Below are 25,770 nucleotides of genomic sequence, written 5' to 3' on the forward strand. Positions count from 1 at the left end.
GACCGCATCCGGACCGGAGCCCCACGACACCACGCACCCCAGCCCCCTCACTGCCGTGCCGTTCCCGCACCCTCCACCGCGAACAGTTCCTCCTCGACATGGTCGAGCGCGACCCGTAGGGCGCCGGTCGCCACCGCCGCCTCGCCGAGCATCGAGAGGGCGACCTTGGGGGGCCGTAGACAGTAACGCGCCAGTTCCTGGCGCAGGGGTTCCAGGACATCGTCCAGACCGGCCGCCCAGCCGCCCACGACGACCAACTCGGGATCCAGCGCCAGCACCAGCGCGGCCACGTCGTGCACCAGGCGCCGCATGAAGCGGTCCATGGCCTCGCGGGCCCGCTCGTCGCCCCGCCGGGCCCGGGCGAACACATCGGCGACCGCCTGTTCGTCCAGCGGGTGCAGCGGCTCGTCCGTGGTGGACAGCAGCCGCTCCGGCGTCGCCTCCCGGCCCAGCAGATGCAGCGCGCCGATCTCGCCCGCCGCCCCGCCGAACCCCCGGTGCAGCCGGCCGCCGATCAGCGACCCGGCCCCGGGGCTCAGCCCGGCCAGCACGAAGACCAGGTCGTCGGTGTCCCGCGCGCCGCCCTTCCAGTGCTCGGCCATCGCCGCCGCGTTCGCGTCGTTCTCCACCAGCACCGGGCACTTGAAGGACCGCCCCAGCCGCTCCCCGAGCCGCAGCCCGGTCCAGCCCGGCAGCGCCGTGCCCAGCCGTACCGTCCCGTCCGCCTCCACGATCCCCGGAGTGCCCACACCCACCGCCCGCAGCGAGCCGCGCGGCACCCCGGCCCGGCGCAGCAGCTCCGCCACCGCGCCCCGCAGCCGCTCCAGCCGCTCGTCCGCCGGTGCCGTCTCCGACACCTCCTTGGCCTGCGCGCCGACCACCCGTCCGTCCAGGTCGGCCAGCAGCGCCGCCACCCGGTGCGGCCCGATCTCCAGCCCCAGCAGATGTCCCGCCTCGGCCCGGAACCGGAACCGCCGGGCCGGCCGCCCCTGCCGCCGGGCCGCGCCCTCCTCGGGCGCCGTCTCCACGACCAGCCCGTTCTCGATCAGCCCCTCGACCACGCCCTCGACGGTCGGCCGTGACAGCCCGGTCAGCTTGGTGATCTCGGTGAGTGTCGCGGCGTCGGCCGCACGCAACGCGTGCAGCACCACCGCGGAGTTGATCCTTCGCAGCAGCGAGGGATCCCCGCCGGTCAGCCGCCCCACCGTCCGTCCTCCCAGCTAATGCGCGTGTTGGGCGGATCGTACTCGGCGCGGCCGAGCCCCGGCGAGTGGCGGAACGATGAACTCCGCTACAACGCCACCGATCAACCCGGTGAAACGAAGCCCGACTCGTACGCCGTGATCACCGCTTGCGTCCGATCGCGCGCCCCCAGCTTCGCCAGCACCGCGCTGACGTGCGACTTCACGGTCTCGGTTCCGACGACGAGCTGACCGGCGATCTCCGCGTTCGACATCCCGCGCGTCATCAGCCGCAACACCTCCGCCTCCCGATCCGTGAGCTGCGCCCGGTCCAACACCGCCCGAGCGGCCCGATTCCCCCCGTCCTCCCCGTCCTCCCCGTACGCGGCGGCCAACTGCCGTACCGACGCCGGGAAAAGCAGCGACTCGCCCGCGGCGACCAGCCGTACCGCGTGCACGATCTCCGCCGGCCGGGCCCGCTTCAGCAGGAACCCGTCCGCGCCCGCCCGCAGCGCCTCGTACACATACTCGTCGTTCTCGAACGTGGTCACGACGACAATCTTCGGCGGGTCCGCCACCGTCCGCAGCACCGCCCGCGTCGCCTCGATCCCGTCCATCAGCGGCATCCGCACGTCCATCGCGACCACATCCGGCCGCAACCGCCGCACCAGCGGGATCACCGCGGCCCCGTCGGCCGCCTCACCCACCACCTCGATGTCCGGCTGCGCCTCCAGCACGGCCCGCAGGCCCGCGCGGACCAGGGGTTCATCATCGACGAGCAGAACAGTGAGCGACACCCGGTCAGCGTAGATCAGCCGAGCGGCAGCACCACCCGGATCCGCCAGTCCCCCTCGTCCGGCCCGACCCGCGCCCGCCCGCCGAGCAGCGCGGCCCGCTCGCTCATCCCGCGCAGCCCGCTGCCCCGGCCCGCCGACCTCCCGCCCGGCGGCAGCGGATTGCGCACCTCCAGATCGAGCGCGCCCCCCGCCACCACGATCCGCACCCGCACCGGAACGGCCCCCGCGTGCCGCAGCACATTGGTCAGCGCCTCCTGGAGGATCCGGTAGCCCTCACGTGAGGCCGGCCCCGGAACGGTCTCCAGCGGCCCGCTCACCTCCGCGTCCACCGTCGCCCCGGAGGCCCGCGCCGACTCCAGGAGCCGGTCCGCGTCCACCAGCGTCGGCCGGCCGCTCACCGGCCGCCCCGACTCGCGCAGCACCCCCAGCACCCGCTCCAGATCCTCCAGCGCCGTCCGCCCGGTCTCCTCGATCGCCGTGAGCGCCCGGTCCGTGAACGCCGGATCGCCCGCCGTCCGCGCCGCGGCGGCCTGCACCACCGCCACCGTCAGGGCGTGGCCGATCGAGTCGTGCAACTCGCGCGCGATCCTCGTGCGCTCCATCAGGTGCTCCGTACGCTCCTCCAGGACCGCCAGCCGCTCGGCGGGCGAGGGCCCCAGCAGCCGGCGCGCGAGCCCGGCCACCGCCGCCCCCAGCACGAGCACCGCGCCCGCGAACACCAGCAGCGGCACCGGCACCAGGAAGGCGTACGCCCAGTGCGGCCGGGCCCAGGTCAGCAGCGGGTTGTCGCTCACCGCGCCCCCCAGCGCCAGCCCCGCCAGATCGACGGCCGAGACCGGCAGCCACACCGCCGCGAACACGGTCGCCCCGCCCAGCAGAAAGCGCGCCTGGAGCCACACCACCGTCCGCAGCCGGTCCCGCCAGGTCGCCGACGGAGCGACGGAGATCCCCGCCTCCGGCTCGTCGGGCACCAGCATGAACCGCGCCTGGAGCCCCTCGCCCCGCCGCACCGCCGGGATCAGCCCCACCGGGATCAGCAGCACGGTGATCGGCCAGTACCGGTTCGGAAAGACGTAGAGCCACACACCCAGCAGCAGGACCGGCACGAACAGATGCAACAGGCGGGTGTACGTCGTCCCACGGACGAACGGGCGCAGCAGGCGGACCATCCGCCCATCGTGACAGCCGCCACCGACCACGCCCTCCCCCGCGCGGGGGAGGGCGTTGCCACCGGCGGGGGAGGCCCCGGACCCGCCCGCCGGGCCACGCTGCTGCCATGACGACGATCGACGTGCGCGACCTCACCAAGGAGTTCGGCGACAGCCGGGCCGTGGACGGGCTCACCTTCACCGTGGAACCCGGCCGGGTCACCGGCTTCCTCGGCCCCAACGGCGCCGGCAAGTCCACCACCCTGCGCCTCGTCCTCGGCCTGGACCGGCCGACCTCCGGCACGGCCACCCTCGGCGGCACGCCCTACGCCGACCTCCACGAGCCGCTGCGCCGGGTCGGCGCGCTGCTCGACGCACAGGCCCCGCACGGCTCCCGCACCGGCCGCGACCACCTGCGGATCCTCGCCGCCGCCAACCGCCTCCCGGCGGCCCGGGTGGACCAGGTCCTGGAGGAGACCGGCCTCGCCCCCGCCGCGCGCCGCCGGGTGAGGACGTACTCCCTCGGCATGCGCCAACGCCTCGGCGTCGCCGGCGCGCTCCTCGGCGACCCGCCCGTGATCATGCTGGACGAGCCGTCCAACGGACTCGACCCCGAGGGCATCATCTGGATCCGCGGGCTGCTGCGGCGACTGGCCGGCGAGGGCCGCACCGTCCTGGTCTCCAGCCACCTCATGAACGAGACCGCCTCCTACGCCGACCACCTGGTGGTCCTCGGTCGTGGCCGGCTCCTCGCCGACCTGCCGATGCGCGAGTTCATCGACGCGCGCGTCCAGCCCGGCGTCCGGGTGCGCACCAGCGACGACCAGGCCCTGGAGGAGAGCCTCGCCAAGGCGGGCCACGAGGCGGAACGGTCCGCCGACGGCGTCTGGAGGGTGCGTCACGCGCGCGTGGACGACATCGGCCGCCTCACCTGGCAGCACGGCGTCCCCGTCCTGGAACTCGCCGCCGAGGAAGGCACCCTGGAACAGGCGTACCTGGACCTCACCGCCACCGAGACCGAGTACGCCGCCCCGACGCAGGAGAGCTGACCATGCCGTTCGCACCCGTCCTCCACTCCGAGTGGCTGAAGATCCGCACCCTGCGTTCGCTGTACGGCTCCCTCGCCGCCCTGCTGGCGGTGGCCGCGGGGTTCGCCGCGCTCGCCGGGACCTCGGACACCCAGAGCCCGGACTTCGACCCGCTGCTCACCGTGTTCCTCGGTATCGGGCCCGCCCAGATCGCCGCCATCGCCTTCGGCGCCCTGGCCGTCTCGTCGGAGTTCCAGGGCGGCGGACTGCGCCAGGCGCTCACCGCCGTGCCGCAGCGGGGGCGCTGGTTCGCGGCCAAGGCCGTCGCCGTCGCCTTCCCGGCCCTCGCGGTGGGGCTGCTCACGGGGGTGGTGTCGCTGCTCCTGGGCCGCGCCGCCCTCGGTGAGGCGGCGGACGGGATCAGCGGGCCGGCGCAGGTGCGGGCCGTCGTCGCCTGCGGGATCTATCTGACGCTGATGGCCCTGCTCGCCCTCGGCCTGGCGGCGCTACTGCGCAGCGGGATCGCCACGCTGAGCATCCTCATCCCGTTCATCCTGGTCGTCGGCTTCGTCATCGGGGACGCCGCGGGCGGCGCCACCGACTACCTGCCCGACCGGGCCGGCCAGATCGCCCTCCGCTCCGCCTCGGACAGCTCCCTCGGCCCCTGGGCCGGTCTCACCGTGACGGCCCTGTGGGCGGCGGCGGCGTTGGCGGCGGGCGCGTGGAGCGTACGGCGCCGGGACGCCTGACGGAGCCCTGGGGCTGCGCTGGGCTCCTGACGCCCCGCCAATTGTCAGTGGCGGCGGCTTTACTGGACCCATGGACCTCGCACGGTGCCTGGCGACCGTCGACCGGCTGTGCGTCCGCCCCTTCCCGGCGGAGCACGGCTGGTCCGACGTGGGCCGGCAGGCGCCGGGCTACTTCCTGGCCGAGTGGGCCGACAGCACGGGCCGCCCCCGCGACGAACCGCTCACCGAGGAGGACGTGGAGGCCCTGCGGGACGCCCTGGCCGACCGCCTCGACCGGCGCTGGCCACCCGAGCCCCGCTGGGGCATGGGCACCCTCAGGATCCGCGCCGCCCGCGACGAACCCGTCCCCGAGCCCTGGGCGAGCGTCAGTGTCCTGGTGGACGACGTGGACCTCTGGCGCATCCCCGCGTCCGGCCGCTGGATAGCCCTGGGCGTGACCCGATCCCGCGAGACGGACCCGGCCCGCCTGGTGATCGCGGTGACATCCGTGGACCCCATATGACCAAACCCACCCTCACGCCCACGGGCCTACGCCCCCACCTGCCTACGTCCCCGCCGGCCTACGCCCGCGCCCGTGTCCGAAGTCGTCCGTACTCCTCGGCCATGGTCTCCGTCGTCCAGTGGGCGTTCAGGCCGGAGGGGTTGGGCAGGACCCATACGCGGGTGTCGCCGAAGGTCCGCTCCTGTGGGCCGACGGTCGCCTTGCGGTCGTCGAACGCGGCGCGATAGGCGGTGACGCCCACGACCGCGAGCCAGCGGGGCGCCAGCCGGGTCACCTTCTCGGCCAGCAGCCGCCCGCCCTCCCGGTACTCGGCGGCGCTCAGCTCGTCGGCCCGTGCCGTCGCGCGCGCCACGACGTTCGTGATGCCGAGCCCGTACGACAGCAACTCACGCTGCTCCGACGGATCCATGAGCCTCGGGGTGAAACCGGAGCGGTGCAGCACCGGCCAGAAGCGGTTGCCGGGGCGGGCGAAGTGGTGGCCGGTCGCCGCCGTCATCAGGCCCGGGTTGATACCGCAGAACAGCACGTCGAGGCCGTCCGCGACCACGTCCGGGACGAGGCGGTCGCGGGCGGCCTCCAGTTCCGCGCGGGTGAGCCGGGTCGGCCGGGTCGGCCTGGTCGGCCGGGTCAGAGGATCGCCCCGGGGGTGTAGCCCGCGGCCTCCGGGCGCTGCTTCACGATCTCCTCGATCCGGGCCACGACGGAGCCGACCTGGTCGGCCGCGGCGCCGGTGAAGGAGAGCTTGTCGGCCATGAGCGCGTCCAGCTGAGCGCGGTCGAGGGGGATGCGGGTGTCGGCGGCGAGCTTGTCCAGGAGTTCATTGCGCTCGGCCCCCTGCTCCCGCATGGCGAGGGCGCTCGCGACGGCGTTCTCCTTGATCGCCTCGTGCGCCTCCTCCCGGCCCACACCGGCGCGCACCGACGCCATCAGCACCTTCGTCGTGGCGAGGAACGGCAGATAGCGGTCCAGCTCGCGCGCCACGACGGCCGGGAACGCCCCGAACTCGTCCAGCACCGTCAGGAACGTCTCCAGCAGTCCGTCCAGCGCGAAGAACGCGTCCGGCAGCGCGACCCGGCGCACCACCGAGCAGGACACATCGCCCTCGTTCCACTGGTCGCCCGCCAGCTCGCCGGTCATCGAGGCGTAGCCGCGCAGGATCACCATCAGGCCGTTGACGCGCTCGCAGGAGCGGGTGTTCATCTTGTGCGGCATCGCGGAGGAGCCGACCTGACCGGGCTGGAAACCCTCGGTCACCAGCTCGTGCCCGGCCATCAGCCGGACCGTCTTGGCCAGCGAGGACGGCGCCGCCGCGAGCTGCACCAGCGCGGTGACCACCTCGTAGTCCAGCGAGCGCGGATAGACCTGGCCGACGGAGGTGAAGGCGGACGAGAAGCCGAGGTGCCCGGCGATCCGCCGCTCCAGCTCAGCGAGCTTGCCCGCGTCGCCGCCGAGCAGGTCGAGCATGTCCTGGGCGGTGCCGACGGGCCCCTTGATGCCGCGCAGCGGATAGCGGCCGAGCAGCTCCTCGACCCGGCCGTACGCCACCAGCAGTTCGTCGGCGGCGGTCGCGAACCGCTTGCCCAGCGTCGTGGCCTGCGCGGCGACATTGTGGCTGCGGCCGGCCATGACCAGCTCGCCGTACTCGCCGGACAGCTTGCCGAGCCGGGCGAGGACCGCCACCGTACGGTCGCGGACCAGCTCCAGGGAGAGCCGGATCTGGAGCTGCTCGACGTTCTCGGTGAGGTCGCGGGAGGTCATGCCCTTGTGGACCTGCTCGTGCCCGGCGAGGTCGTTGAACTCCTCGATCCGCGCCTTCACATCGTGCCGGGTGACCTTCTCGCGCTCGGCGATCGAGGCCAGGTCCACGGTGTCGAGCACCCGCTCGTAGTCGGCGATCGCCGCGTCCGGCACCTCGATCCCGAGGTCCTTCTGCGCCCGCAGCACGGCGAGCCAGAGCCGGCGCTCCAGCCTCACCTTCTGCTCGGGCGACCAGAGCGTGGCCAGCTCGGCGGAGGCGTAGCGTCCGGCGAGGACGTTCGGGATACGGGGCTTGGCGGGAGCGGAAGTCACGTAGACGGATTCTACTGGCGGTTCGTGCAGGCCGGCGCCACGGGTCGATTCGTCGGAAGCTACGAGGGGGTACGGCGTCCGGGCCGCTCCTCGTAGGGCAGCAGGTCGGGCCGCTCTTCGTAGGGCAGCAGGTCGGGCCGCTTCGCCGACCGGCCGTCCCCCGACGAGCGCCCCGTGATCCGCCGGCCGATCCACGGCAGGAGGTGCTGCCGGGCGAAGCGCGCGTCGGCGACCCTGCGGGCGGCCCAGCCGGGCGGCGCGGAGGGCGGCATCGGAAGCCGCCAGTCCGGGTCCTCGGGCGGCTGCCCCAGGCTCTGCCAGACCGCCTCGGCGACCCGGCGGTGCCCCTCGGCCGTCAGATGCAGCCGGTCCACGTCCCAGACCCGGGGATCGCTCAGCGACGGCGCCCCGTACAGGTCGACCACCAGCGCCCCGTGCCGCGCGGCCAGGTCGTCCACGCAGGAGAACAGCTCCTCCATCCGCGGCCGGAACCGCTCCAGGACCGGCCCCTGCCGCCCCGGGCTGCGCATCAGCACCAGCTGCCCGCAGGACGGCGCCAGGGTCTCCACGGCCTCGGTCAGCAGCGCGCGGACCCGGCCCATGTCGCACTGGGGGCGCAGGGTGTCGTTGAGGCCGCCGACCAGCGTGATCACATCGGCGCCCATCGCGGCGGCGACCCCGACCTGCTCGTCGACGATCTGCCCGATCAGCTTGCCGCGCACGGCGAGGTTGGCGTACCGGAATCCGGGGGTCCGTGCGGCCATCCGCGCCGCGAGGAGATCGGCCCAGCCGCGGTAGGAGCCGTCGGGGAGCAGGTCCGACATGCCCTCGGTGAAGGAGTCACCGACCGCGACCAGGCTGGAGTACGGCGGGGGCGGGGGCGGGGGCGGGGAGGAGGCGTTCGTCTGCATGGCGTCAGCGATGCTAACCCGAGCGACATACCCGGCGGTCGGTCGGTCCGGGTCCGGGCACGGAAGACCGTGTCCGGACCCGGGCACGGAAAACCGCCCCCCGCCGAGGCGAAGGGCGGTCTCCCGCGCGCTAGACGTGCTGCCCGAACAGCTCCTGGAGCACGTCCTCCATGGTCACCAGGCCGCCCAGCCGCCCGTCCTCGCCCAGTACGGCGGCCAGATGCGTCCGGCTGCCCCGCATGGCGGTCAGGACGTCGTCCAGTGGCGTGGACTCACGTACGCGGGCGATGGCCCGCATGTCGCGCAGCCGGAACGGCTCGTCCCGCGGTGAGGCGTCCAGCGCGTCCTTCACATGGAGGTAGCCCACGATCCGGCGGCCCTCGTCCACGACGGGGAAGCGGGAGAAGCCCGACTCGGCCGACAGCCGCTCCAGCTCCTCCGGGGTGACGCCCACGCGCGCGTAGACGACCCGCTCCAGCGGCATCACCACATCGTTGACCGGCCTGCGGCCCAGCTCCAGCGCGTCGTGCAGCCGCTCCAGCGCCCGGTCGTCGATCAGTCCGGCCTCCCCGGAGTCCCGGACGAGACGTGCCAGCTCGGCGTCCGAGAACGTGGCCGTGACCTCGTCCTTCGTCTCGACCCGCAGCAGCCGCAGCAGGGTGTTCGCGAACGCGTTGATCGTGAAGATCACCGGCCGCAGCGCCCGGGCCAGCGCCACCAGCGGCGGGCCCAGCACCAGCGCGCTGCGCACCGGCTCGGCCAGCGCGATGTTCTTCGGCACCATCTCGCCGAGGAGCATGTGCAGATACGTGGCCAGCGACAGCGCGATGACGAACGACACCGCGTGTCCGGCGCCGGAGGGCACCCCCATGGCGTGGAACGCGGGCTCCAGCAGATGCGCGATCGCCGGCTCGGCGACGACACCCAGCACCAGGGTGCAGAGCGTGATGCCGAGCTGGGCCGCCGCCATCAGGGCGGACACATGCTGAAGCCCCCACAGCACCCGCTTGGCCCGCCGGTCGCCCTGTTCGGCGTACGGCTCGATCTGCGAGCGGCGCACCGAGATCAGCGCGAACTCGGCGCCGACGAAGAACGCGTTGACGACCAGGGTCGCGAGACCGATCAGCAGTTGTACGGCGATCACTTCGCCCCCTCCTCGTCACTGTCCAGGGCGTCGGCGAGCGGTGCGCGCAGCAGCAGGCGCGCGGCCCGGCGGCCGGACGCGTCGACCACGTCGAGCCGCCAGCCGGTCACCTCCACCGTGTCGCCGTCCTCGGGGATCCGGCCCAGCCGGGTGGCGACCAGCCCCGCCAGCGTCTCGTAGGGGCCCTCCGGGGGCCGCAGCCCCACGCGTACGAGCTGGTCCATGCGGGCCGCTCCGTCGGCCGAGAACAGGTTGTGCCCGTCCTCGTCGATCCCGGCCGGGGCCAGGTCGGGGGTCTCCTGGGGGTCGTGCTCGTCGCGGACCTCGCCGACGACCTCCTCCACGATGTCCTCCAGCGTCGCCACACCGGCGGTGCCGCCGTACTCGTCGATGACGACGGCCATCGTGCGCTTGCCGGACAGCCGGTCGAGGAGCCGGTCGACGGTGAGGGACTCGGGCACCAGCAGCGGCTCGCGCATCAGCTCGGCCACCGGGGTGCGGGGCCGTTGGTCGGAGGGAACCGCGAGGATGTCCTTGATGTGCGCCGTACCGACGACCGAGTCGAGGCTGCCGCGGTAGACCGGGAACCTGGACAGACCGGTCGCCCGGGTCGCGTTCGCCACGTCCTCGCAGGTCGCCTGGGCTTCGAGGGCGATGACCTGGACGCGCGGGGTCATCACGTTCTCGGCGGTCAGGTCGGCCAGGTTCAGGGTGCGCACGAACAGCTCGGCCGTGTCGGCCTCCAGCGCGCCCTCCTTGGCGGAGTGCCGGGCGAGCGCGGCCAGTTCCTGCGGTCCGCGCGCGGAGGCCAGCTCCTCGGCGGGCTCGATGCCGAAGCGGCGCACGATCCGGTTCGCGGTGTTGTTGAGATGGGTGATGAAAGGCCGGAACAGTGCGGTGAACCAGCGCTGCGGGTTGGCCACGTACTTGGCCACGGCCAGCGGCGAGGAGATCGCCCAGTTCTTCGGCACCAGCTCGCCGACGACCATCAGGAACACGGTCGACAGCGCCGTACCGAGCACCAGGGCGATCGAGGAGGCCGCCGAGCCGGATATGCCGACCGCGCGGAGCGGACCGGCGATGAGCCGGGCGATGGAGGGCTCGGAGAGCATGCCCACGACCAGGTTGGTGACCGTGATGCCGAGCTGGGCGCCGGAGAGCTGGAACGTCAGATTCCGTACGGCCTTCAGAGCGCCGCCCGCGCCCCGCTCGCCGCGCTCCACGGCCCGTTCCAGCTCGCCGCGCTCGACGGTGGTCAGCGAGAACTCCGCGGCGACGAAGGCGCCGCAGGCGAGGGAGAGCAGGATCGCCACGAACAGCAGGAGCACTTCGGTCATCGGTTCACCCCCGTCCCATGGTCGAGCAGGGCGAGGAGGTTCGCGCGGTGTCCTGAAACGTGCTGTCCTGAAATGTGCTGTCGTGAAACGCGGTGTCGTGCATCGACGTGTCGTGCGACGCGGTGTCGTGCGACGCGGTGTCGTGGATCGCGGTGTCGGGAGTCGCTATGTCGACCAGGAGCCCGACTAGGAGGTTCGTCCATCGGAGGACGCTCACACCTTTCGTGAAGTCATGGGGGAACCGAAGTGTGTCCCCAAGCGTAAAGGACGGGCAAAGCTATCAAGCCATGAGTGATTTCACCCACCGTCGCCATTCATCCTGCGGCGCGTACCCCGCCGACCGCCAGGCATGGTGCGCGGTCTCGTTCTCGGCCAGCACCATGGCGTCCGCGCGCCGCCCGCCGAGCGCGCCGAAGCGCTCCTCCGCCGCGGCCAGCAGCGCCGAGCCGATGCCGCGCCGCCGCCGCGCGGGATGCACGGCCAGCCGGTACAGATGGCACCGCCAGCCGTCGAACCCGGCGATCACCGTCCCGACCAGCTCACCGTCCAGTTCCGCCAGGATCAGCGCCTCCGGGTCGCGGGCGACCAGCCGCTCCACGCCCTCCCGGTCGTCACTGATGCTGGTGCCCTCGGCGGCCGTCTTCCAGAAGGCCAGCACGCTGTCCAGATCGGTGGGTGTCGCGGGCCGTGTCCCCAGTTCACTCATGCCGATGATCACAGCATGCGAGCGAGGTCCCGCATAAGCGGGTTTCCGGTATACGGACGGTCACATCTTGATGTACGGGCACGCCCGCCCGCCCCGCCGACGCCGGTCCGGCCCTTGCGGGTGCTAGCGCATCGACGCTAGCGTCGTTCCATGGCGAAGACTCAGCTGAACGTCCGGGTGGACGAGGGCACCGCGCGGGCCGCCCGGGAGCGTGCCCTGGCCCGCGGGATCAGTGTGAACCGCTACATCGAGGAACTGGTCCGGCAGGACACCGGGGAGATCGGCCACACCTTCGTGGAGGCCGCCGCCGACTTCATGAAGCAGTACGAGTCGGTGTTCGCGGAAGAGTTCGGCACCGACCGGGAGGGCCACCGCACCGACGACGACCGCCGCTGAGCCCTTGAGAGATCTCACCGTCGACCTCGCCTGGCTCCTCATGCTCGCCGAGCAGAAGACACCGGGCGACCCCCAGGTCACCGACTGGGGCGCCCTCGTCGCCGCCGTGGCACGCCACCGGGCGGAGATATTCGACGTCCCCGTCTACGACACCCCGCAGGCGCGCGCGGCGGCCCTGCTCCAACTGCTGCTCCACGTCCCCGCCCTGGAGCGCTCCAACGCCCTGTTCGCCTGCTCCGTCGCCTACGCCTACCTCGTCGCCAGCGGCGTCAAGGTCGTCATCTCGCCCGTCCAGGTGCGCGATCTGGCCCGGCTGGTCAAAGACGGCGAGGTGTCCGTGCAGGACATCGCGCGCGAACTGCTCCGATGGAGCCTGTGACCCGACCCCCGCCGCCGATCCCGTGCGCGAGGCAGCGCGCCTCGCCCGCCGTCCCGTAGGCGGATTTCGATACGAGGACGATAGGTCCCGGCTCGTAGCCTCGGAGCATGCGCGTACTGATCGTCGAGGACGAGCCCTACATGGCCGAGGCCATTCGCGATGGGCTGCGCCTGGAAGCCATCGCGGCGGACATCGCGGGTGACGGCGGCACCGCGCTGGAACTGCTGAGTGTCAACAGCTACGACATCGCCGTCCTCGACCGGGACATCCCCGGACCGTCCGGTGACGAGATCGCCCGACGCATCGTCGCCTCCGGCAGCGGTATGCCGATCCTCATGCTGACCGCCGCCGTCCGGCTCGACGACAAGGCCACCGGATTCGAGCTGGGTGCCGACGACTACCTCACGAAACCGTTCGCACTCCAAGAACTCGTCCTCAGGCTCAGGGCCCTCGACCGCAGACGCGCGCACAGCAGGCCGCCCGTGCGGGAGATCGCGGGCCTGCGGCTGGACCCGTTCCGCCGCGAGGTCCACCGCGACGGCCGCTACGTGGCGCTCACCCGCAAGCAGTTCGCCGTACTCGAAGTCCTCGTCGCCGCCGAAGGCGGGGTCGTCAGCGCGGAAGAACTTCTGGAACGGGCCTGGGACGAGAACGCCGACCCGTTCACCAACGCCGTACGCATCACCGTCTCGGCCCTGCGCAAACGCCTCGGCGAGCCCTGGATCATCGCCACCGTGCCCGGCGTCGGCTACCGCATGGACCCGGCACCCGGCACCGGACCCGAGGGGCGCGACCATGGATAGGCAGCCCGGCGTGAGCGTACGCGTCAAGCTCACCCTCAGCTACGCCGGATTCCTCATGCTGGCCGGCGCCCTGCTGATGGGCGCGGTGTGGGTGTTCCTGCTGAGCTACGTCCCCGATCGCGCCATGCTCATCAACCCCGACGACAAGCCCGACGGCGGCGTCTTCCCCATCCGGTCCGTCCTCCTGGAGACCTTCGCCCCCAGAGCCGCCGCGGTGATGGCGCTGCTGCTGGTGTTCGGTCTCGTCGGCGGCTGGATCCTCGCCGGCCGCATGCTCGCCCCGCTGACCAGCATCACGGACGCCACCCGCAAGGCCACCGGCGGATCGCTCTCCCACCGGGTCCGGCTGCCGGGACGCGGGGACGAGTTCCGCGAACTCGCCGACGCCTTCGACACCATGCTGGAACGGCTCGAAGCACACGTCGCCGAACAGCAGAGATTCGCCGCCAACGCCTCGCACGAACTGCGCACCCCCCTGGCCACCATGCAGGCCCTGCTCGACGTGGCCCGCAGCGATCCGCACCGCGACACCGACGCGTACGTCGAACGCCTCCGCGCCGTCAACGCCCGCGCGATCGACCTCACCGAGGCACTGCTCGTGCTCAGCCGCGCCGACAAGCAGACGTTCACCCGGGAGCCCGTCGACCTGTCCCTGCTCATGGAAGAGGCCACCGAGACCCTGTTCCCACTCGCCGGGAGACGCGGGGTCGCCCTCGACACCTCCGGTGACCTCGCCGCGGCCTCCGGGTCGCCGACGCTGCTGCTCCAGATGACGACGAACCTCGTGCACAACGCCATCGTGCACAACCTGCCCGCGCACGGATTCGTACGGGTCCGCACCGGCGTCCGCTCCGGGAACGCGATGCTCACCGTCGAGAACAGCGGTGACCTGCTCTCCCCGCGGTTGGTCTCGACCCTCACCGAACCGTTTCAGCGCGGCACCGAACGCATCCAGCACGACCACGCCGGGGTCGGCCTCGGCCTGGCCATCGTCCAGCGGATCGTCCACGTGCACGACGGTTCCCTCACGCTCACCCCGCGCGCCGACGGCGGCCTGCGCATCGCCGTCCTGCTGCCCGCCCCGGCAGCGCATCCAGCCGAGCAGTACAGGAAGCCGATCAGTGAGTGAAGTAAGAGAAGAAGCGAGAGAAGAAGCGAGAAAAGAAGCAGGAGAGGACGTCGCGGGCGCGCGGCACCGGAGCGAAGCGGAGGAGCGCGCCGGGACCACCGGAGGGCCCTCGGCCACCGGAACGCACGCGACCACCGGAACGCATTCGGCCACCAGAGGGCTCTCGACCGTCCCCCGGGTGATCCGTGGCCTGTCCCGGCCGGAGCCCTGGAAGCGCGGCCGGGTGCTCACCGCGGCGGCGCTGCTGCTCGGCCTGGTCATCCTGCTCCACGCGCGGATACCGAACCGGATCGGGAACCTCGGCAGCCTGGTGGAGACCTTCCTGCCCTGGTCCGGCGTGTTCGTGCCGGTGCTCGTGGCCGGGGCGCTGTGGCGCCGGTCCGCCTCCGCGCTGGTCGCGCTGCTGCTGCCGGTCGTGGCGTGGGTGGGTCTCTTCGGCGGGCTGCTCACCGACAAGTCGGGGGCGGGCGGCGACCTCACCGTCGTCAGCCACAACGTCGACGCCGACAACCCCGACCCCGCCGGCACCGCCCGCCACCTGGCCGTCTCCGGTGCGGTCCTGCTGGCCCTGGAGGAGATCAGCGCACAGGCGAAGCCGGTGTACGAGGCGGAACTGGCGAAGGCGTACCCGTACCACTCGGTGCAGGGCACCGTCGGCCTGTGGAGCAAGCTGCCGCTGACCGGCATCCGGCCGGTGGACACCGAGCGGGACCTCGGGCCGCTGGGGGACTCCAAGCCCGCCGCCGTCCAACTCACCGGCAACCGGGCGCTGCGTGCCACGGTGGCCACCGACCACGGGCCGCTGGCCGTGTACGTGGCCCATCTGGGATCCGTCCGCGTGAACCCCAGGGGCGGCTTCGGGACGGAGACCCGGAACAGGAACTCCGAGGCACTCGCCCGGGCCGTCGCCGCCGAGCGGAACCAGCGCGTGGTGCTGTTGGGCGATCTGAACGGCACCACGGACGACCGCGGGCTCGACGGCCTCACCTCGCAACTGCACTCGGCCCAGGACGAGGCAGGGAACGGCTTCGGCTTCAGCTGGCCCGCGCGGTTCCCGACGGTACGGATCGACCAGATCCTCACCCGGGGCGTGGAGCCGCGCAGCGCGTGGGTGCTGCCGGCCACCGGGAGCGACCACCTGCCGGTGGCGGCCCGCGTCAGCTGGTGACCGCGTCCCGATCCCGCTGAGGCGCCGCCCCGGAGGACCCGGAACATATCGTCGGCGTATCGAGAACCGCATACGCGCCGGCAACACCAGGTCGCCTTGACTGGCGGCATGTCCTCCAGCGAACCAGTACCCACAGCAGCCGGGACCCGGCGGTACCCGGGGGCGGGCGCCCCGGGCGGCCCGCTCACCGTCCGGCCCATCAGGAGCGTCGATCACCTGGCGTTCGTACGGGCCCAGCGGTCGGCCAGCTTCCTGCAGACACCGGCCTGGAGCCGGGTGAAGACCGAGTGGCGCGGTGAGTCCCTCGGCTGGTTCGACGGCGGACGACTGGTCGGCGCCGGGCTCGTCCTGCACCGCCCGGTGCCGCGGCTCGAACGGTTCACCCTGGCCTATCTCCCCGAGGGCCCGGTCATCGACTGGACCGGCGATCTCGGCCGGTGGCTCGACCCGCTGGCGGCCCGCCTCACCGCGCACGGCGCGTTCGCGATCCGGCTCGGCCCACCGGTGCGCACGGACACCTGGAGCGCCGCCCAGGTCAAGGAGGGGATCGCCGACCCGGGCCGTACGGCGCTCACCGAGGTGCCCGGCCGGTGGACCGACCCGGTCGGCGCCCGCGTGGCCGACCGGCTCAGGGACGCGGGCTGGCTGCCGCAGAGCCCCGAGGACGGCTTCGGGGTCGGGCATCCGCAGTTCAAGTACGAGCTTCCGCTGGCCGGCAGGACCGAGGACCAGTTGCTCAGCGGCATGAACCAGCAATGGCGCCGCAACATCAGGAAGGCGGCCAAGGAGGGAGTCGAGGTCACGGTCGGTACGGTCGACACGCTCGGCGAGGACCTGAAGGCGTTTCACGACCTCTACGTCCACACCGCCGAACGGGACCGCTTCACCCCCAGGCCGCTGCGCTACTTCGCGACCATGTTCGCCGCCCTGAACGCGGAGGACCCGGAGCGGATCACGCTCTATCTGGCCCGCCATCAGGGCGACTTGGTCGCCGCCACCGTCCTGGTCCGCGTCGGCGCCCACGCGGTGTACGCCTACGGCGCCTCCTCCACCGGGAAGCGCGAGGTGCGCGGCTCCCACGCCTGCCAGTGGGCGATGATCCGCGACGCGCTCGCGGCCGGCTGCGACGTGTACGACCTGCGCGGCATCACCCCCACCCTCGACGCCGACGACCCACATGTCGGCCTGATCCGGTTCAAGGTCGGCACCGGTGGTCAGGCGGTGCGGTACGTGGGGGAGTGGGACCTGCCCCTGCGGCCGATGATCTACCGGGCTTTCGGCCTCTATATGAGGCGCCGCGGACGGTAGGCCCAAGGGCACGGATCGGCCGGTCGTTTCGGCGTCAGTGCGCCCACGGGTCCTTCTGGTGAATTCACCTCGTCGATGGTTCCGCGGGATATCGCCCGCATATCGAAAACCCGATACGTTCCGGCAACGCCACCTCTCCTTGACTGTCCGCATGACCTACAGCGAACCGCCCCGCATCACCGTCTACGGGTGCGGCCCGGATGAGGCCGCCCTGTTCCGAGAGCTGGCCCCTCGCTTCGGTGTGACGCCGACCATCACGAACGCACCGGTGTCCGCGGCGAATACCGGGCTGGCATCCGGAAGCCGGTCCATCAGCGTCGACCACAAGACTTCCGTCACCGACGCGACCCTTCTCGCGCTGCGCCGAGCCGGCGTCACGTATGTCTCCACCCGGAGTATCGGACGCAACCACATCGACGTGGAGTACGCGGACAGCATCGGCATCACCGTGGAGAACGTCAGCTACTCACCGGACAGCGTGGCCGACTACACCGTGATGTTGATGCTGATGGCCGTGCGCGACATGAAATCCACCGTCCGGCGCGCGGAGGTGCACGACTACCGGCTGAACGAGGCGCGCGGGAGGGAATTGCGCGATCTGACCGTGGGTGTGATCGGTACCGGCCATATCGGTGCCGCGGTCATGGACCGGCTGAGGGGTTTCGGCTGCCGAGTGCTCGCTCATGACAAACGCCCCAAGACTTCCGCCGCATACGTTCCTCTCGACGCGTTGTTGCGCCAGCCTCATGGAGGCCAGCGGTTTCAGCGCGTACGACTACGAGTGGTGGCACTACACACTCACCGACGAGCCCTATCCGGACACGTATTTCGATTTCCCCGTCGGCTAGTCGAGCACACGACGGGGGCGTCCCCCGCTACCCGGGACGCGGGGCCTCCCGCGTCCGGAACGCCTCCGCGTCCCAGGTTCCGTCCAGACGGGGCGCCAGCCAGTGCGGGGCCGCCGACCGGAAGGCGGGCGGGGCGAGGGCGCCGACGCCCTCCGGGAGGGCACCCAGCAGTGGGGCGCCCGCCACCTCGGGCAGGTCGGCGAGATTGCAGCGCGAGGCGAGGTCGGGAGCGGCGGGCCAGCCGCCGATGACCACGCCCAGCGGATCCACCCCCCGCGCCCGCAGCTCACGGGCCGTCAGCTCGGTGGTGTTGAGGGTGCCCAGGCCCGCCGAGGCCACGATCACCACCGGCGCCCCGAGCAGTTCGGCGGCGTCGGCGAGTGTGCCCCCGGCCGGGTCGAAGCGGACCAGCAGCCCGCCCGCGCCCTCGACCAGCACCAGATCGTGCTCGGTGGCCAGCTTGGCGGCCGTCTCGGCGATGTCGGCCGGGTGGACCGGAGCCCGTCCGGCCCGCCGCGCGGCGGTCGCGGGGGCCAGCGGATCCGGGTAGCGGGCCAGCTCGGCCGCCGTGACGGTACCGGCCAGCCGTACGACCTCCTGCGCGTCCCCGCGCTCGTGCGGCCGGACCCCGGTCTGCGCGGCCTTGAGGACGGCCACCGACCGGCCGGCCGCGCGCGCGGAGACCGCGATCGCGGCGGTCGTGACGGTCTTGCCGATCTCGGTGCCGGTGCCCGTGATCACCAGTACGGCCATCTCAGCCCTCCCGTGCCGCCGCGCACACCGCGCGGCCGATCCGTGCCACGTCCTGGTCGTCGGTGACGTACGGCGGCATCGTGTACACGAGGTCGCGGAACGGCCGCAGCCACACCCCTTCGCGGACGGCCGCCGCCGTGGCCGCCCTCATGTCCACCGGGTGGTCGAGCTGGACCACCCCGATCGCGCCGAGGACCCGTACGTCCCGGACGCCGGGCAGCCCGGCCGCCGGGGCGAGCGCCTCGCGCAGGCCCGACTCGATCCGTTTGACCTCGGCCCGCCAGTCCTGGCCGAGCAGCAGCTCGATCGACGCGCAGGCGACGGCCGCCGCCAGCGGGTTGCCCATGAACGTCGGCCCGTGCGCGAGCACCGGCACCTCGCCGCGGGAGATCCCGTCGGCCACGCGCGCGGTGCACAGCGTGGCCGCCATCGACAGATAGCCGCCGGTCATCGCCTTGCCGACACACATCACATCCGGTGTCACCGCCGCGTGCTCCGCCGCGAACAGGGCGCCCGTACGGCCGAAACCGGTGGCGATCTCGTCGCACACGAGCAGCACGTCCGCCGCGTCGCACGCCTCGCGCAGCACCCGCAGATACGCGGGGGAGTGGAACCGCATCCCGCCCGCGCCCTGCACCACCGGCTCCACGATCACCGCGGCCAGTTCGTGCGCGTGCCGCCCGATCATCTCGCGCAGATGCCCGGCGTACGCCTCGTCGTACGCGGTGGGCGGCGCGTCCGCGAAGACATGCTCGGGCAGCACCCCGCTCCACAGCTGGTGCATCCCGCCCTCGGGGTCGCACACCGCCATCGGCTGCCAGGTGTCGCCGTGGTAGCCGCCGCGCCAGGTCAGCATCCGCCGCTTCTCGGGGCGGCCGAGGGAACGCCAGTACTGGAGGCACATCTTGACGGCGACCTCGACCGACACCGAACCGGAATCGGACAGGAACACATGCTCAAGTCCCGGGGGCGCGATGTCGACCAGCAGCTTCGCCAGCCGGACGGCGGGCTCGTGGGTCAGTCCGCCGAACATCACATGGCTCATGCTCCCGAGCTGTTCGCGCGCGGCCTCGTTGAGCACCGGGTGGTTGTGGCCGTGGATCACCGACCACCAGGACGACATGGCGTCGATCAGCTCGCCCGAACCGTCCGCGAGGCGCAGCCGCACCCCGCGCGCCGACTCCACCACCAGCGGCTCGACCTGGCCGGGCATCGGCCCGTACGGATGCCACACATGCCGCCGGTCCAGCTCCAGCAGTTCGGGCACGGTCAGCTCAGGCATTGGGCGCGAGATCCGTTCCGGCGCCCCGGCGACGCACCGCGACCAGGTCGGACCGGACCGCCCCGGGTCCGGCCTGTCCCCCCACCTGCCCCCCGGCCGCGGCCTCCGCCGGCGACGGCGCACCGGCCCCGGCCCCGGCACCGGCCCCGGCACCCGGCTCGGCATCCGCCCCGGTACCGCGGCGCCCCGCGCCCCCGTCGGCGCCATCCGCGTGCGCCCCGCAGCCACCGGTCCCGTCCGCGCCCCCGGTGTGCGCCCCGCAGCCACCGGTCCCGCCCGCGCCTCCCGCGTGCGATCCGCAACCGCCCGTCCCGTCCGCGCCCGCGTGCGACCCGCAGCCGCCGCCCGCCCGGTGTTCCGGCAGGGTCACCTGGTCGGTGCCCTCCACCTCGAACCCGGCGTCGGCGATCATCTCCAGGTCGGCCTTGCCCGTCTGTCCCTCGGTGGTCAGATAGTCGCCGAGGAAGATCGAGTTGGCCAGGTGCAGGGCGAGCGGCTGGAGCGTCCGCAGATGGACCTCGCGCCCGCCCGCGATCCGCACCTCGACGTCCGGGCAGACGAACCGCACCATCGCGAGGATCCGCAGACAACGCTGCGGGGTCAGATTCCACTCCGTGGCGAGCGGGGTGCCCTCCACCGGGATCAGAAAGTTGACCGGCACCGAGTCCGGGTCCAGCGCGCGCAGCGAGAAGACGACATCGACCAGCTCCGCGTCCGACTCGCCCATGCCCGCGATCAGCCCGGAGCACGCCGAGAGCCCGGCCGCGTGGGCCTTGCGCACGGTGTCCACCCGGTCGGCGTACGTGTGCGTGGTCGTGATGTCGGCGTAGGTCGCCTCGGAGGTGTTCAGGTTGTGGTTGTACGCGTCCGCGCCCGCCGCGCGCAGCCGCTCGGCCTGGCCGTCGGAGAGCAGTCCGAGACAGGCGCACACCTCGACGCCCTCGTGCTCGTCCTTGATCGCCTTGATGGTGCTGGAGACCCGCTCCACGTCCCGGTCGGTCGGACCGCGCCCGCTCGCCACCAGACAGACCCGCTTTGCCCCGCCCGCGAGCCCCGCGGCGGCGGCCTCGGTCGCCTCGTCGGGCTTGAGCCAGGTGTACTTGAGGATCCCGGCCGTGGAGCCGAGCCGCTGGGAGCAGTAGGAGCAGTCCTCCGGGCACAGGCCCGACTTGAGGTTGACGAGGTAGTTGAGTTTCACCCGCCGCCCGAACCAGTGCCGGCGCACCTTCCCGGCCGCGGCCACCACGTCCAGCACATCGTCGTCGGAGAGCGCGAGGACGGCCAGCGCCTCCTCGCGGGTCGGCGACTCGCGCCGAAGCCCCTTGTCCACCAGCGTGTTCAGCAGGTCCATGGGAGCCGATCCTGGCCTACGGAGGCACCCCGGGCCAAGGAGGGTTCGCACAATAGCCGCCGCTGGACGTGTGGGTATTGCCACATCCTGGGGGGCCGGTGCGACGACTAGGGTCTGTTCACTGCCTACAAAATCCCCGGAGGAGCCATGGCGTTCGGCTGGATCGAGGAGCAGGCGCTGCTGCGCCGCGCCGCCGGACTCGTACGGACCCTGCGCCCGCGCCCCGCCGACTCACCGCTGCTGGACCTCGCGAGCAACGACTACCTCGGTCTCGCCCGGCATCCGGAGGTCACCGAGGGCGCCGCGCGGGCCGCGCGGACCTGGGGCGGCGGCGCGACCGGCTCCCGCCTGGTGACCGGCAGCACCGCCCTCCACACCGAGCTGGAGGCGGAGCTGGCCGACTTCTGCGGGGTCGAGGCGGCCCTCGTCTTCTCCTCGGGCTACGCGGCCAACCTCGCCGCCGTCACCGCGCTGGCCCCGCACGGTTCGCTGATCGTCTCCGACGCGGGCAACCACGCCTCCCTGATCGACGGCTGTCGGCTGGCGCGCGGCACCACCCAGGTCGTGGGGCACACCGATCCGGACGCCGTGGACAAGGCGCTGCGGACCCAGGACGGGCCCGCCGTGGTGGTCTCCGACACGGTGTTCTCGGTGGACGGCGACGCCGCCCCGCTCGGCGCGCTCGCCGGGGTGTGCCGGGAGCACGGGGCCGGGCTGCTGGTGGACGACGCGCACGGCCTGGGCGTACTGGGCGACGGCGGCCGGGGCGCGGCCCACGCGGCGGGCCTCGCGGGCGCGCGGGACGTGGTCGTGACGGCCACGCTCTCCAAGTCGCTGGGCAGCCAGGGGGGCGTGGTGCTGGGGCCCGCGCCGGTCATCGACCATCTGGTCAACGCGGCACGGACGTTCATCTTCGACACCGGGCTGGCCCCCGCGGCGGTGGGTGCCGCGCTGGCGGCCCTGCGCCTGCTGCGCCGCGAACCGGAGCGGGCCGCGCGGGCACGGGCGGTGGCCGCCGAACTGCACTCCCGGCTGACGGCCGGGGGGATGGCGTCGGTCCGGCCGGACGCGGCGGTGGTGTCGGTGCGGGCGCCGTCCCCGGAGGGGGCCGTGCGGTGGGCGGCCGAGTGCCGTGCCGCCGGGCTGGCGGTGGGCTGTTTCCGCCCGCCGTCCGTGCCCGACGGTGTCTCGCGGCTGCGGCTGACGGCCCGCGCGGACCTCTCCGGGGAACAGGTCGACCATGCGGTCCAGGTCATCGGCGGGACGCGACCATGAGTCGGTGACACGGTCGAGAGACGCCGAGCACGCGCCCGGCCGGTCGGCCGGGACCCGCGATGACCGGGACGGATCGGGAACGGGCTCCGGGATGGGTGCCTCGGTGGTGTCCTCCGGGAGCGACCCGACTCAGCGGAACGCGGTCGTGAAGCCCGCCCAGCTCTCGGGGGAGAAGAGCAGCGCGGGTCCCGCCGGGTTCTTGGAGTCGCGCACGGCGAGCAGACCGGCCCAGGGGCCCCGGCCCGGCCGGGCCGTCTCGACGCAGTTGTTCGCGCCTGTGCTGTAACTGCTGCGCAGCCATCGCACACCGTGCAGTCGGTCACTCGCAGATACATGTCGAGGCAGTGCTGTCATGGTGCCTCCCTATACGCCGTCATTCATTCCGGCGATGTAGTCCAACGAATCCTCTGGGGAAAGGGCGTGGAACTGAAGGGTGCTGAAGCCCTCGCTGTAGGCACCGAGGTCTTCTCTCCCTTCGAGATAGAGGCTACTCGTCAAGTGGTCTAGAACAACCACGTCCAGATCGGAGGTGCTCGAAAATGAGAAAATAACGAAAGGACCGGTGACGCCGATGTGCGCCCCGGCGGAGAAGGGCAGTACTTGGAGGCGCACTTGGGGCAGCCGCGCGGCCTCCGCGAGCCGCTCCCGTTGACGGGCCATCACCTCGGGCCCACCCACCTCCCGGTGCAGCACGGCCTCGTCCAGCACCGCGTGCAACTCCAGCGGCGGCTCGGCCCGTAGCACATCCTGCCTGGCCAGCCGTACCTCCACCAGCGCGTCCAGCCGCTCCTCGTCCAGCCCCTCCACCGCCGCCCGGGTCACCGCGCGGGCGTACTCCGGCGTCTGGAGCAGCCCCGGCACCACGGTGGTCTCCAGCGTCCGCATCGCGGTCGCCTGTGACTCCAGACTGATGAAATCCCGGTACGTCGGCGGCAGGACACCGCGGTAGGCGTGCCACCAGTGGTGCCGCCCGCTTTCCTCCGAACCGGCCAGCACCAGCAGCAGTTCGCGCAGGTCGGGATCGTTCACCCGGTACGCGTCCAGCAGTAACCGCACATCGGCCGGTTTCACCCCGCTGGCGCCGGTCTCGATCCGGCTGACCTTGGACTGGTGCCAGCCGACCAGAGCGGCGGCCTCACCGCTGGTGAGCCCCGCGCGGGTGCGCAGGGCGCGCAGTTCCGCGCCCAGTTTCCGGCGGCGCACCGCGGGACCGTGCTGCATGGGTTGCTCCCTACTCCTTCCGGGTCGTCCGAATACGGTCTGCCGTCGCAGAGTTCACCGCTTCGAGCGACAGATATATGCATATCTTGGTGGATCGCCACCGAGACCGGCGTGCTGATGGCAGGCTGACGACGTAGCACCAGTCCGGGACCGTACTCGAACCATCCGCCTCCGTGTCGGACTGCGGTTCCGGGGGAAAGGGACGGCGTCGTCATGGCAGATCCTCTGGAAGCGTCCATCACTCTGCCGAGCGATCCCGCCTCGGTGTCGGCGGCCCGCGGTCATGTGGTCGACACCCTGGTCGAATGGGGTCTGCCGGCAGACTCGGACCTGGCGGACACCATCCGTCTGATCGTCTCGGAACTGGCCACCAACGCCGTACAGCACACATTCGGTCAGTCACCCACCTTCACGGTGGATCTGATGGTGGACCATGACGACCGGGTGCGGGTCGGGGTGACGGACAGTCATCCACGATTCCCGAAGCGGCTTCCCGCGGCGGTCCAGCAGGACAACGGCCGCGGCCTGGTGATCATCCGCTGGCTCGCGGCGGAGCACGGCGGCAGGCTCAGGGTGCATCCCACCCGCGAGGGCGGCAAGACGGTCGCCATCGAACTGCCCTGGTCGATCCCGGCCCGCCCGGTGACGACGGCGGGCCGCAAGAAACCGTAGCGCGGCCCCGCGCTCCCCGATGGCCCCGCGCTCCCCGATGGCCACGCCGAGCGGCGCGCACGTACGGCCGCCGCGCGGCCCGACGTACGGGCCTGGCATACGGGAGCCGACGTACCGGCCGACATGCGGACGGGGCGCGAACGGGGCGCGAACGGGCCAGGACGGCCCTGCAAGCGCGCAGGGCGGGTCGTCCGCCGACGACCCGCCCCCAGCCCGTCCGAGGCCGTGACAGCGCGTCAGGACGCTCTCACGGCCCCTCCGGGAGTCACTTCACGCGCCCGTACCAGACACTCCTGGTCCAGATCTTCTGCAGTCGCACCACGTCTCCGGTCTTCGGTGAGTGCCAGATCTTCCCCTTACCGGCGTAGATGCCCACGTGGTAGATGCTGGAGCCCGAGTGGAAGAAGACCAGGTCACCGGCCTTACGGCTCTTGGCCGAGATGTGCTTGGTCTTGTTGTACTGCTGGGCGGCCGTGCGCGGCAGCTTCTTGCCCGCCTTCTTGAACGAGTACTGCGTCAGCCCCGAGCAGTCGAACCGGTTGGGTCCGGTGGCCCCGTACCTGTAGGGAGCACCCTTCTTCGAGGCGGCCACCTTGAGCGCCTTCGACGCCGGCGCGGCTGCCGCCGCCTCGGTGGCGAGTCCGGGTGCCACCACGGTGCCGCCCACGGCGGCGAGGGTCAGGGCCGAGGCCGTGCCGGCCCGGACCATGAGAGACGGGACACGATTGAGCGCGGTCATGCGCAACCCTTCGTCAGCCGCCTGTGAAGGATGACCTGTCGGATTCGGGCTGGCGAAGTGGCCCGGCCGCCCGAAGGCGGCTTCACCCCAAGGACCGCTCGGAGCCGGGAAAAGCGCTCCGACGACCCGTCTTGCCTGGGTCCTCCACTCCTGCCGATCCACTCCTGTCGACCGGGCATCCGGGCGGCGGCAGGATTCGGCGTCCGCCCGGACCGCCCCGCCGCGGTGGCGGGGTCTTGTCGTCAGTCAGGGATCTTCACCTACGTGTGTCCGAAAATCCCAACGGAACCGAGTATTTGTGTTGTTAGTCACCACTCGTCCGTTCGGGTGGACATCCTGAGATCCGAGCGCGTGTCAGAGTGCGCGCACGCCCCGGACCTGCAACGGAGCCCCGCGTTCCGCGCCGTCAAGGGTGCATTGCGCAACCGCGCCGGTGCTCAGGAACGACCTGCTCATACGCCAATAGGAGGTACACCGTTCGGTCCGTTTGAACGCGCGCCCCGGCGTACCGGGGTGAGCCCGTACCGACCGGTTCCGGGTGTACGTCGGCCGCCGTCACGTCAACTGTCGGAGCGCGGAGGCAGGGTCACCCGCGCCGCGCGGCGCTCGCCGTCCAGGACGCGCAGCGCCCGCGCGAGCGTGGCGGGCTGCATCTCGCTCTCGCCCCGGTGGTGCATCAGCGCGAGCGCGTCGCGCAACTCGATCGTCCGCGCCACGAGCGCCTGCGCGGCCCGCAGCGCGCCGTAGGTGTCGGTGTGCCGCGCGGGATTGATCCGGCCCAGCAGATCGACCGCGTCCAGGTAACGGTCGATCAGCTCGCCCTCGGCGCGGGTCAGCGCGGGCAGCGGCGGGTGCTCCGGTGGCAGCATCCGC

27 protein-coding genes, 2 pseudogenes and 1 riboswitch are annotated in these 25,770 nt (G+C 72.3%); of the genes and pseudogenes, 13 read left to right on the forward strand and 16 right to left on the reverse strand.

What is annotated here, in order from left to right:
• Positions 1-47: 47 nt before the first annotated feature.
• The 3 genes from ACIQNG_RS04495 to ACIQNG_RS04505 form a co-directional block, all read right to left on the reverse strand.
• On the reverse strand, positions 48-1,205 hold the full coding sequence (locus ACIQNG_RS04495; RefSeq protein WP_401482577.1) for an ROK family transcriptional regulator: 1,158 nt from the start codon (positions 1,203-1,205) through the stop codon (positions 48-50).
• Between the two features lie 101 nt (positions 1,206-1,306).
• Positions 1,307-1,978 carry a response regulator gene (locus ACIQNG_RS04500; protein ID WP_401482578.1) on the reverse strand — a complete coding sequence of 224 codons (672 nt, stop codon included), beginning with the start codon at positions 1,976-1,978 and terminating at the stop codon, positions 1,307-1,309.
• A 14-nt stretch (positions 1,979-1,992) separates the two neighbouring features.
• Positions 1,993-3,147: a sensor histidine kinase gene (locus ACIQNG_RS04505; RefSeq protein WP_401482579.1), complete on the reverse strand. Its 1,155-nt coding sequence runs from the start codon at positions 3,145-3,147 to the stop codon at positions 1,993-1,995.
• A 107-nt stretch (positions 3,148-3,254) separates the two neighbouring features.
• On the opposite strand from ACIQNG_RS04505, the gene ACIQNG_RS04510 reads away from it, so the two are divergent.
• From ACIQNG_RS04510 to ACIQNG_RS04520, 3 genes are all read left to right on the forward strand, one after another.
• Positions 3,255-4,175, forward strand: a complete 921-nt coding sequence (locus tag ACIQNG_RS04510; protein WP_401482580.1) for an ABC transporter ATP-binding protein — start codon at positions 3,255-3,257, stop codon at positions 4,173-4,175.
• 2 nt (positions 4,176-4,177) lie between these two features.
• Complete coding sequence (locus tag ACIQNG_RS04515) at positions 4,178-4,903, forward strand: ABC transporter permease (RefSeq protein ID WP_401482581.1); 726 nt, start codon at positions 4,178-4,180, stop codon at positions 4,901-4,903.
• 70 nt (positions 4,904-4,973) lie between these two features.
• Positions 4,974-5,405, forward strand: coding sequence for a hypothetical protein (locus tag ACIQNG_RS04520; protein ID WP_401439525.1), 432 nt, complete (start codon positions 4,974-4,976; stop codon positions 5,403-5,405).
• Between the two features lie 58 nt (positions 5,406-5,463).
• On the opposite strand, the gene mug is transcribed toward ACIQNG_RS04520, so the two are convergent.
• The 6 genes from mug to ACIQNG_RS04550 form a co-directional block, all read right to left on the reverse strand.
• Positions 5,464-5,952: a G/U mismatch-specific DNA glycosylase gene (gene mug / locus ACIQNG_RS04525; protein ID WP_401482582.1), complete on the reverse strand. Its 489-nt coding sequence runs from the start codon at positions 5,950-5,952 to the stop codon at positions 5,464-5,466.
• Positions 5,953-6,032: 80 nt separating this feature from the next.
• Positions 6,033-7,475 (reverse strand): adenylosuccinate lyase, encoded by a 1,443-nt coding sequence (gene purB / locus ACIQNG_RS04530; RefSeq protein WP_401439531.1) that lies wholly within the window; start codon positions 7,473-7,475, stop codon positions 6,033-6,035.
• Between the two features lie 59 nt (positions 7,476-7,534).
• On the reverse strand, positions 7,535-8,386 hold the full coding sequence (locus tag ACIQNG_RS04535; protein ID WP_401482583.1) for an SGNH/GDSL hydrolase family protein: 852 nt from the start codon (positions 8,384-8,386) through the stop codon (positions 7,535-7,537).
• 130 nt (positions 8,387-8,516) lie between these two features.
• Positions 8,517-9,530: a hemolysin family protein gene (locus tag ACIQNG_RS04540; protein WP_401482584.1), complete on the reverse strand. Its 1,014-nt coding sequence runs from the start codon at positions 9,528-9,530 to the stop codon at positions 8,517-8,519.
• Positions 9,527-10,867: a hemolysin family protein gene (locus tag ACIQNG_RS04545; RefSeq protein WP_401439538.1), complete on the reverse strand. Its 1,341-nt coding sequence runs from the start codon at positions 10,865-10,867 to the stop codon at positions 9,527-9,529. Before ACIQNG_RS04545 ends, ACIQNG_RS04540 begins: the two co-directional genes overlap by 4 nt.
• A 280-nt stretch (positions 10,868-11,147) precedes the next feature.
• Entirely contained in the window at positions 11,148-11,573 is a 426-nt protein-coding gene (locus tag ACIQNG_RS04550; RefSeq protein WP_401439540.1) for a GNAT family N-acetyltransferase, read from the reverse strand.
• Positions 11,574-11,723: 150 nt separating this feature from the next.
• Here ACIQNG_RS04550 and ACIQNG_RS04555 point away from each other — a divergent pair, with 150 nt between their 5' ends.
• The 8 genes and pseudogenes from ACIQNG_RS04555 to ACIQNG_RS04590 all read left to right on the forward strand — a co-directional run.
• Positions 11,724-11,969, forward strand: coding sequence for a toxin-antitoxin system HicB family antitoxin (locus tag ACIQNG_RS04555; RefSeq protein WP_401439542.1), 246 nt, complete (start codon positions 11,724-11,726; stop codon positions 11,967-11,969).
• A gap of 40 nt (positions 11,970-12,009) precedes the next feature.
• Positions 12,010-12,348, forward strand: coding sequence for a fic family toxin-antitoxin system, toxin component (locus ACIQNG_RS04560; protein WP_401439573.1), 339 nt, complete (start codon positions 12,010-12,012; stop codon positions 12,346-12,348).
• Positions 12,349-12,455: 107 nt separating this feature from the next.
• Complete coding sequence (locus tag ACIQNG_RS04565) at positions 12,456-13,151, forward strand: response regulator transcription factor (RefSeq protein WP_401439544.1); 696 nt, start codon at positions 12,456-12,458, stop codon at positions 13,149-13,151.
• Positions 13,144-14,280, forward strand: coding sequence for a sensor histidine kinase (locus ACIQNG_RS04570; protein ID WP_401482585.1), 1,137 nt, complete (start codon positions 13,144-13,146; stop codon positions 14,278-14,280). The genes ACIQNG_RS04565 and ACIQNG_RS04570 overlap by 8 nt, the downstream gene beginning before the upstream one ends.
• Before the next feature lie 178 nt (positions 14,281-14,458).
• On the forward strand, positions 14,459-15,448 hold the full coding sequence (locus tag ACIQNG_RS04575; protein WP_401482586.1) for an endonuclease/exonuclease/phosphatase family protein: 990 nt from the start codon (positions 14,459-14,461) through the stop codon (positions 15,446-15,448).
• A 108-nt stretch (positions 15,449-15,556) separates the two neighbouring features.
• Complete coding sequence (locus ACIQNG_RS04580; protein ID WP_401482587.1) at positions 15,557-16,756, forward strand: lipid II:glycine glycyltransferase FemX; 1,200 nt, start codon at positions 15,557-15,559, stop codon at positions 16,754-16,756.
• 151 nt (positions 16,757-16,907) lie between these two features.
• Positions 16,908-17,495, forward strand: a pseudogene (locus ACIQNG_RS04585) (NAD(P)-dependent oxidoreductase); the annotation flags it as partial.
• A gap of 1 nt (position 17,496) precedes the next feature.
• Positions 17,497-17,604 (forward strand): annotated as a pseudogene (locus ACIQNG_RS04590) (M15 family metallopeptidase); the annotation flags it as partial.
• A gap of 27 nt (positions 17,605-17,631) precedes the next feature.
• On the opposite strand, the gene bioD reads toward ACIQNG_RS04590, so the two are convergent.
• Genes bioD through bioB form a run of 3 tightly spaced genes read right to left on the reverse strand, consistent with a single transcriptional unit; the run spans position 17,632 to position 20,990 of the window.
• The gene (gene bioD / locus ACIQNG_RS04595; protein ID WP_401482588.1) at positions 17,632-18,357 is read right to left on the reverse strand and encodes a dethiobiotin synthase; all 726 of its coding nucleotides are present in this window, start codon (positions 18,355-18,357) and stop codon (positions 17,632-17,634) included.
• 1 nt (position 18,358) lies between these two features.
• Positions 18,359-19,639 (reverse strand): adenosylmethionine--8-amino-7-oxononanoate transaminase, encoded by a 1,281-nt coding sequence (locus ACIQNG_RS04600; protein ID WP_401431406.1) that lies wholly within the window; start codon positions 19,637-19,639, stop codon positions 18,359-18,361.
• Positions 19,632-20,990, reverse strand: a complete 1,359-nt coding sequence (bioB, locus tag ACIQNG_RS04605; protein WP_401482589.1) for a biotin synthase BioB — start codon at positions 20,988-20,990, stop codon at positions 19,632-19,634. The genes ACIQNG_RS04600 and bioB overlap by 8 nt, the downstream gene beginning before the upstream one ends.
• Positions 20,991-21,137: 147 nt before the next feature.
• On the opposite strand from bioB, the gene ACIQNG_RS04610 reads away from it, so the two are divergent.
• Positions 21,138-22,265 carry an 8-amino-7-oxononanoate synthase gene (locus ACIQNG_RS04610; protein ID WP_401482590.1) on the forward strand — a complete coding sequence of 376 codons (1,128 nt, stop codon included), beginning with the start codon at positions 21,138-21,140 and terminating at the stop codon, positions 22,263-22,265.
• Between the two features lie 129 nt (positions 22,266-22,394).
• On the opposite strand, the gene ACIQNG_RS04615 is transcribed toward ACIQNG_RS04610, so the two are convergent.
• Together ACIQNG_RS04615 and ACIQNG_RS04620 are read right to left on the reverse strand one after the other, a co-directional pair.
• Positions 22,395-22,619 carry a DUF397 domain-containing protein gene (locus ACIQNG_RS04615; protein ID WP_401431397.1) on the reverse strand — a complete coding sequence of 75 codons (225 nt, stop codon included), beginning with the start codon at positions 22,617-22,619 and terminating at the stop codon, positions 22,395-22,397.
• A 9-nt stretch (positions 22,620-22,628) separates the two neighbouring features.
• Positions 22,629-23,486, reverse strand: coding sequence for a helix-turn-helix domain-containing protein (locus ACIQNG_RS04620; RefSeq protein WP_401482591.1), 858 nt, complete (start codon positions 23,484-23,486; stop codon positions 22,629-22,631).
• A 213-nt stretch (positions 23,487-23,699) separates the two neighbouring features.
• Here ACIQNG_RS04620 and ACIQNG_RS04625 point away from each other — a divergent pair, with 213 nt between their 5' ends.
• On the forward strand, positions 23,700-24,158 hold the full coding sequence (locus ACIQNG_RS04625) for an ATP-binding protein (RefSeq protein ID WP_401482592.1): 459 nt from the start codon (positions 23,700-23,702) through the stop codon (positions 24,156-24,158).
• Positions 24,159-24,423: 265 nt separating this feature from the next.
• Here ACIQNG_RS04625 and ACIQNG_RS04630 read toward each other — a convergent pair whose 3' ends face one another.
• Entirely contained in the window at positions 24,424-24,897 is a 474-nt protein-coding gene (locus ACIQNG_RS04630) for a C40 family peptidase (RefSeq protein WP_401431390.1), read from the reverse strand.
• Positions 24,898-24,900: 3 nt separating this feature from the next.
• Positions 24,901-25,109: riboswitch (cyclic di-AMP (ydaO/yuaA leader) on the reverse strand.
• A 348-nt stretch (positions 25,110-25,457) separates the two neighbouring features.
• Complete coding sequence (locus tag ACIQNG_RS04635; protein ID WP_401431388.1) at positions 25,458-25,766, reverse strand: hypothetical protein; 309 nt, start codon at positions 25,764-25,766, stop codon at positions 25,458-25,460.
• Positions 25,767-25,770 lie beyond the last annotated feature (4 nt).

Source organism: Streptomyces sp. NPDC091377, assembly GCF_044757045.1.
In the GTDB taxonomy this organism is placed as follows: domain Bacteria; phylum Actinomycetota; class Actinomycetes; order Streptomycetales; family Streptomycetaceae; genus Streptomyces.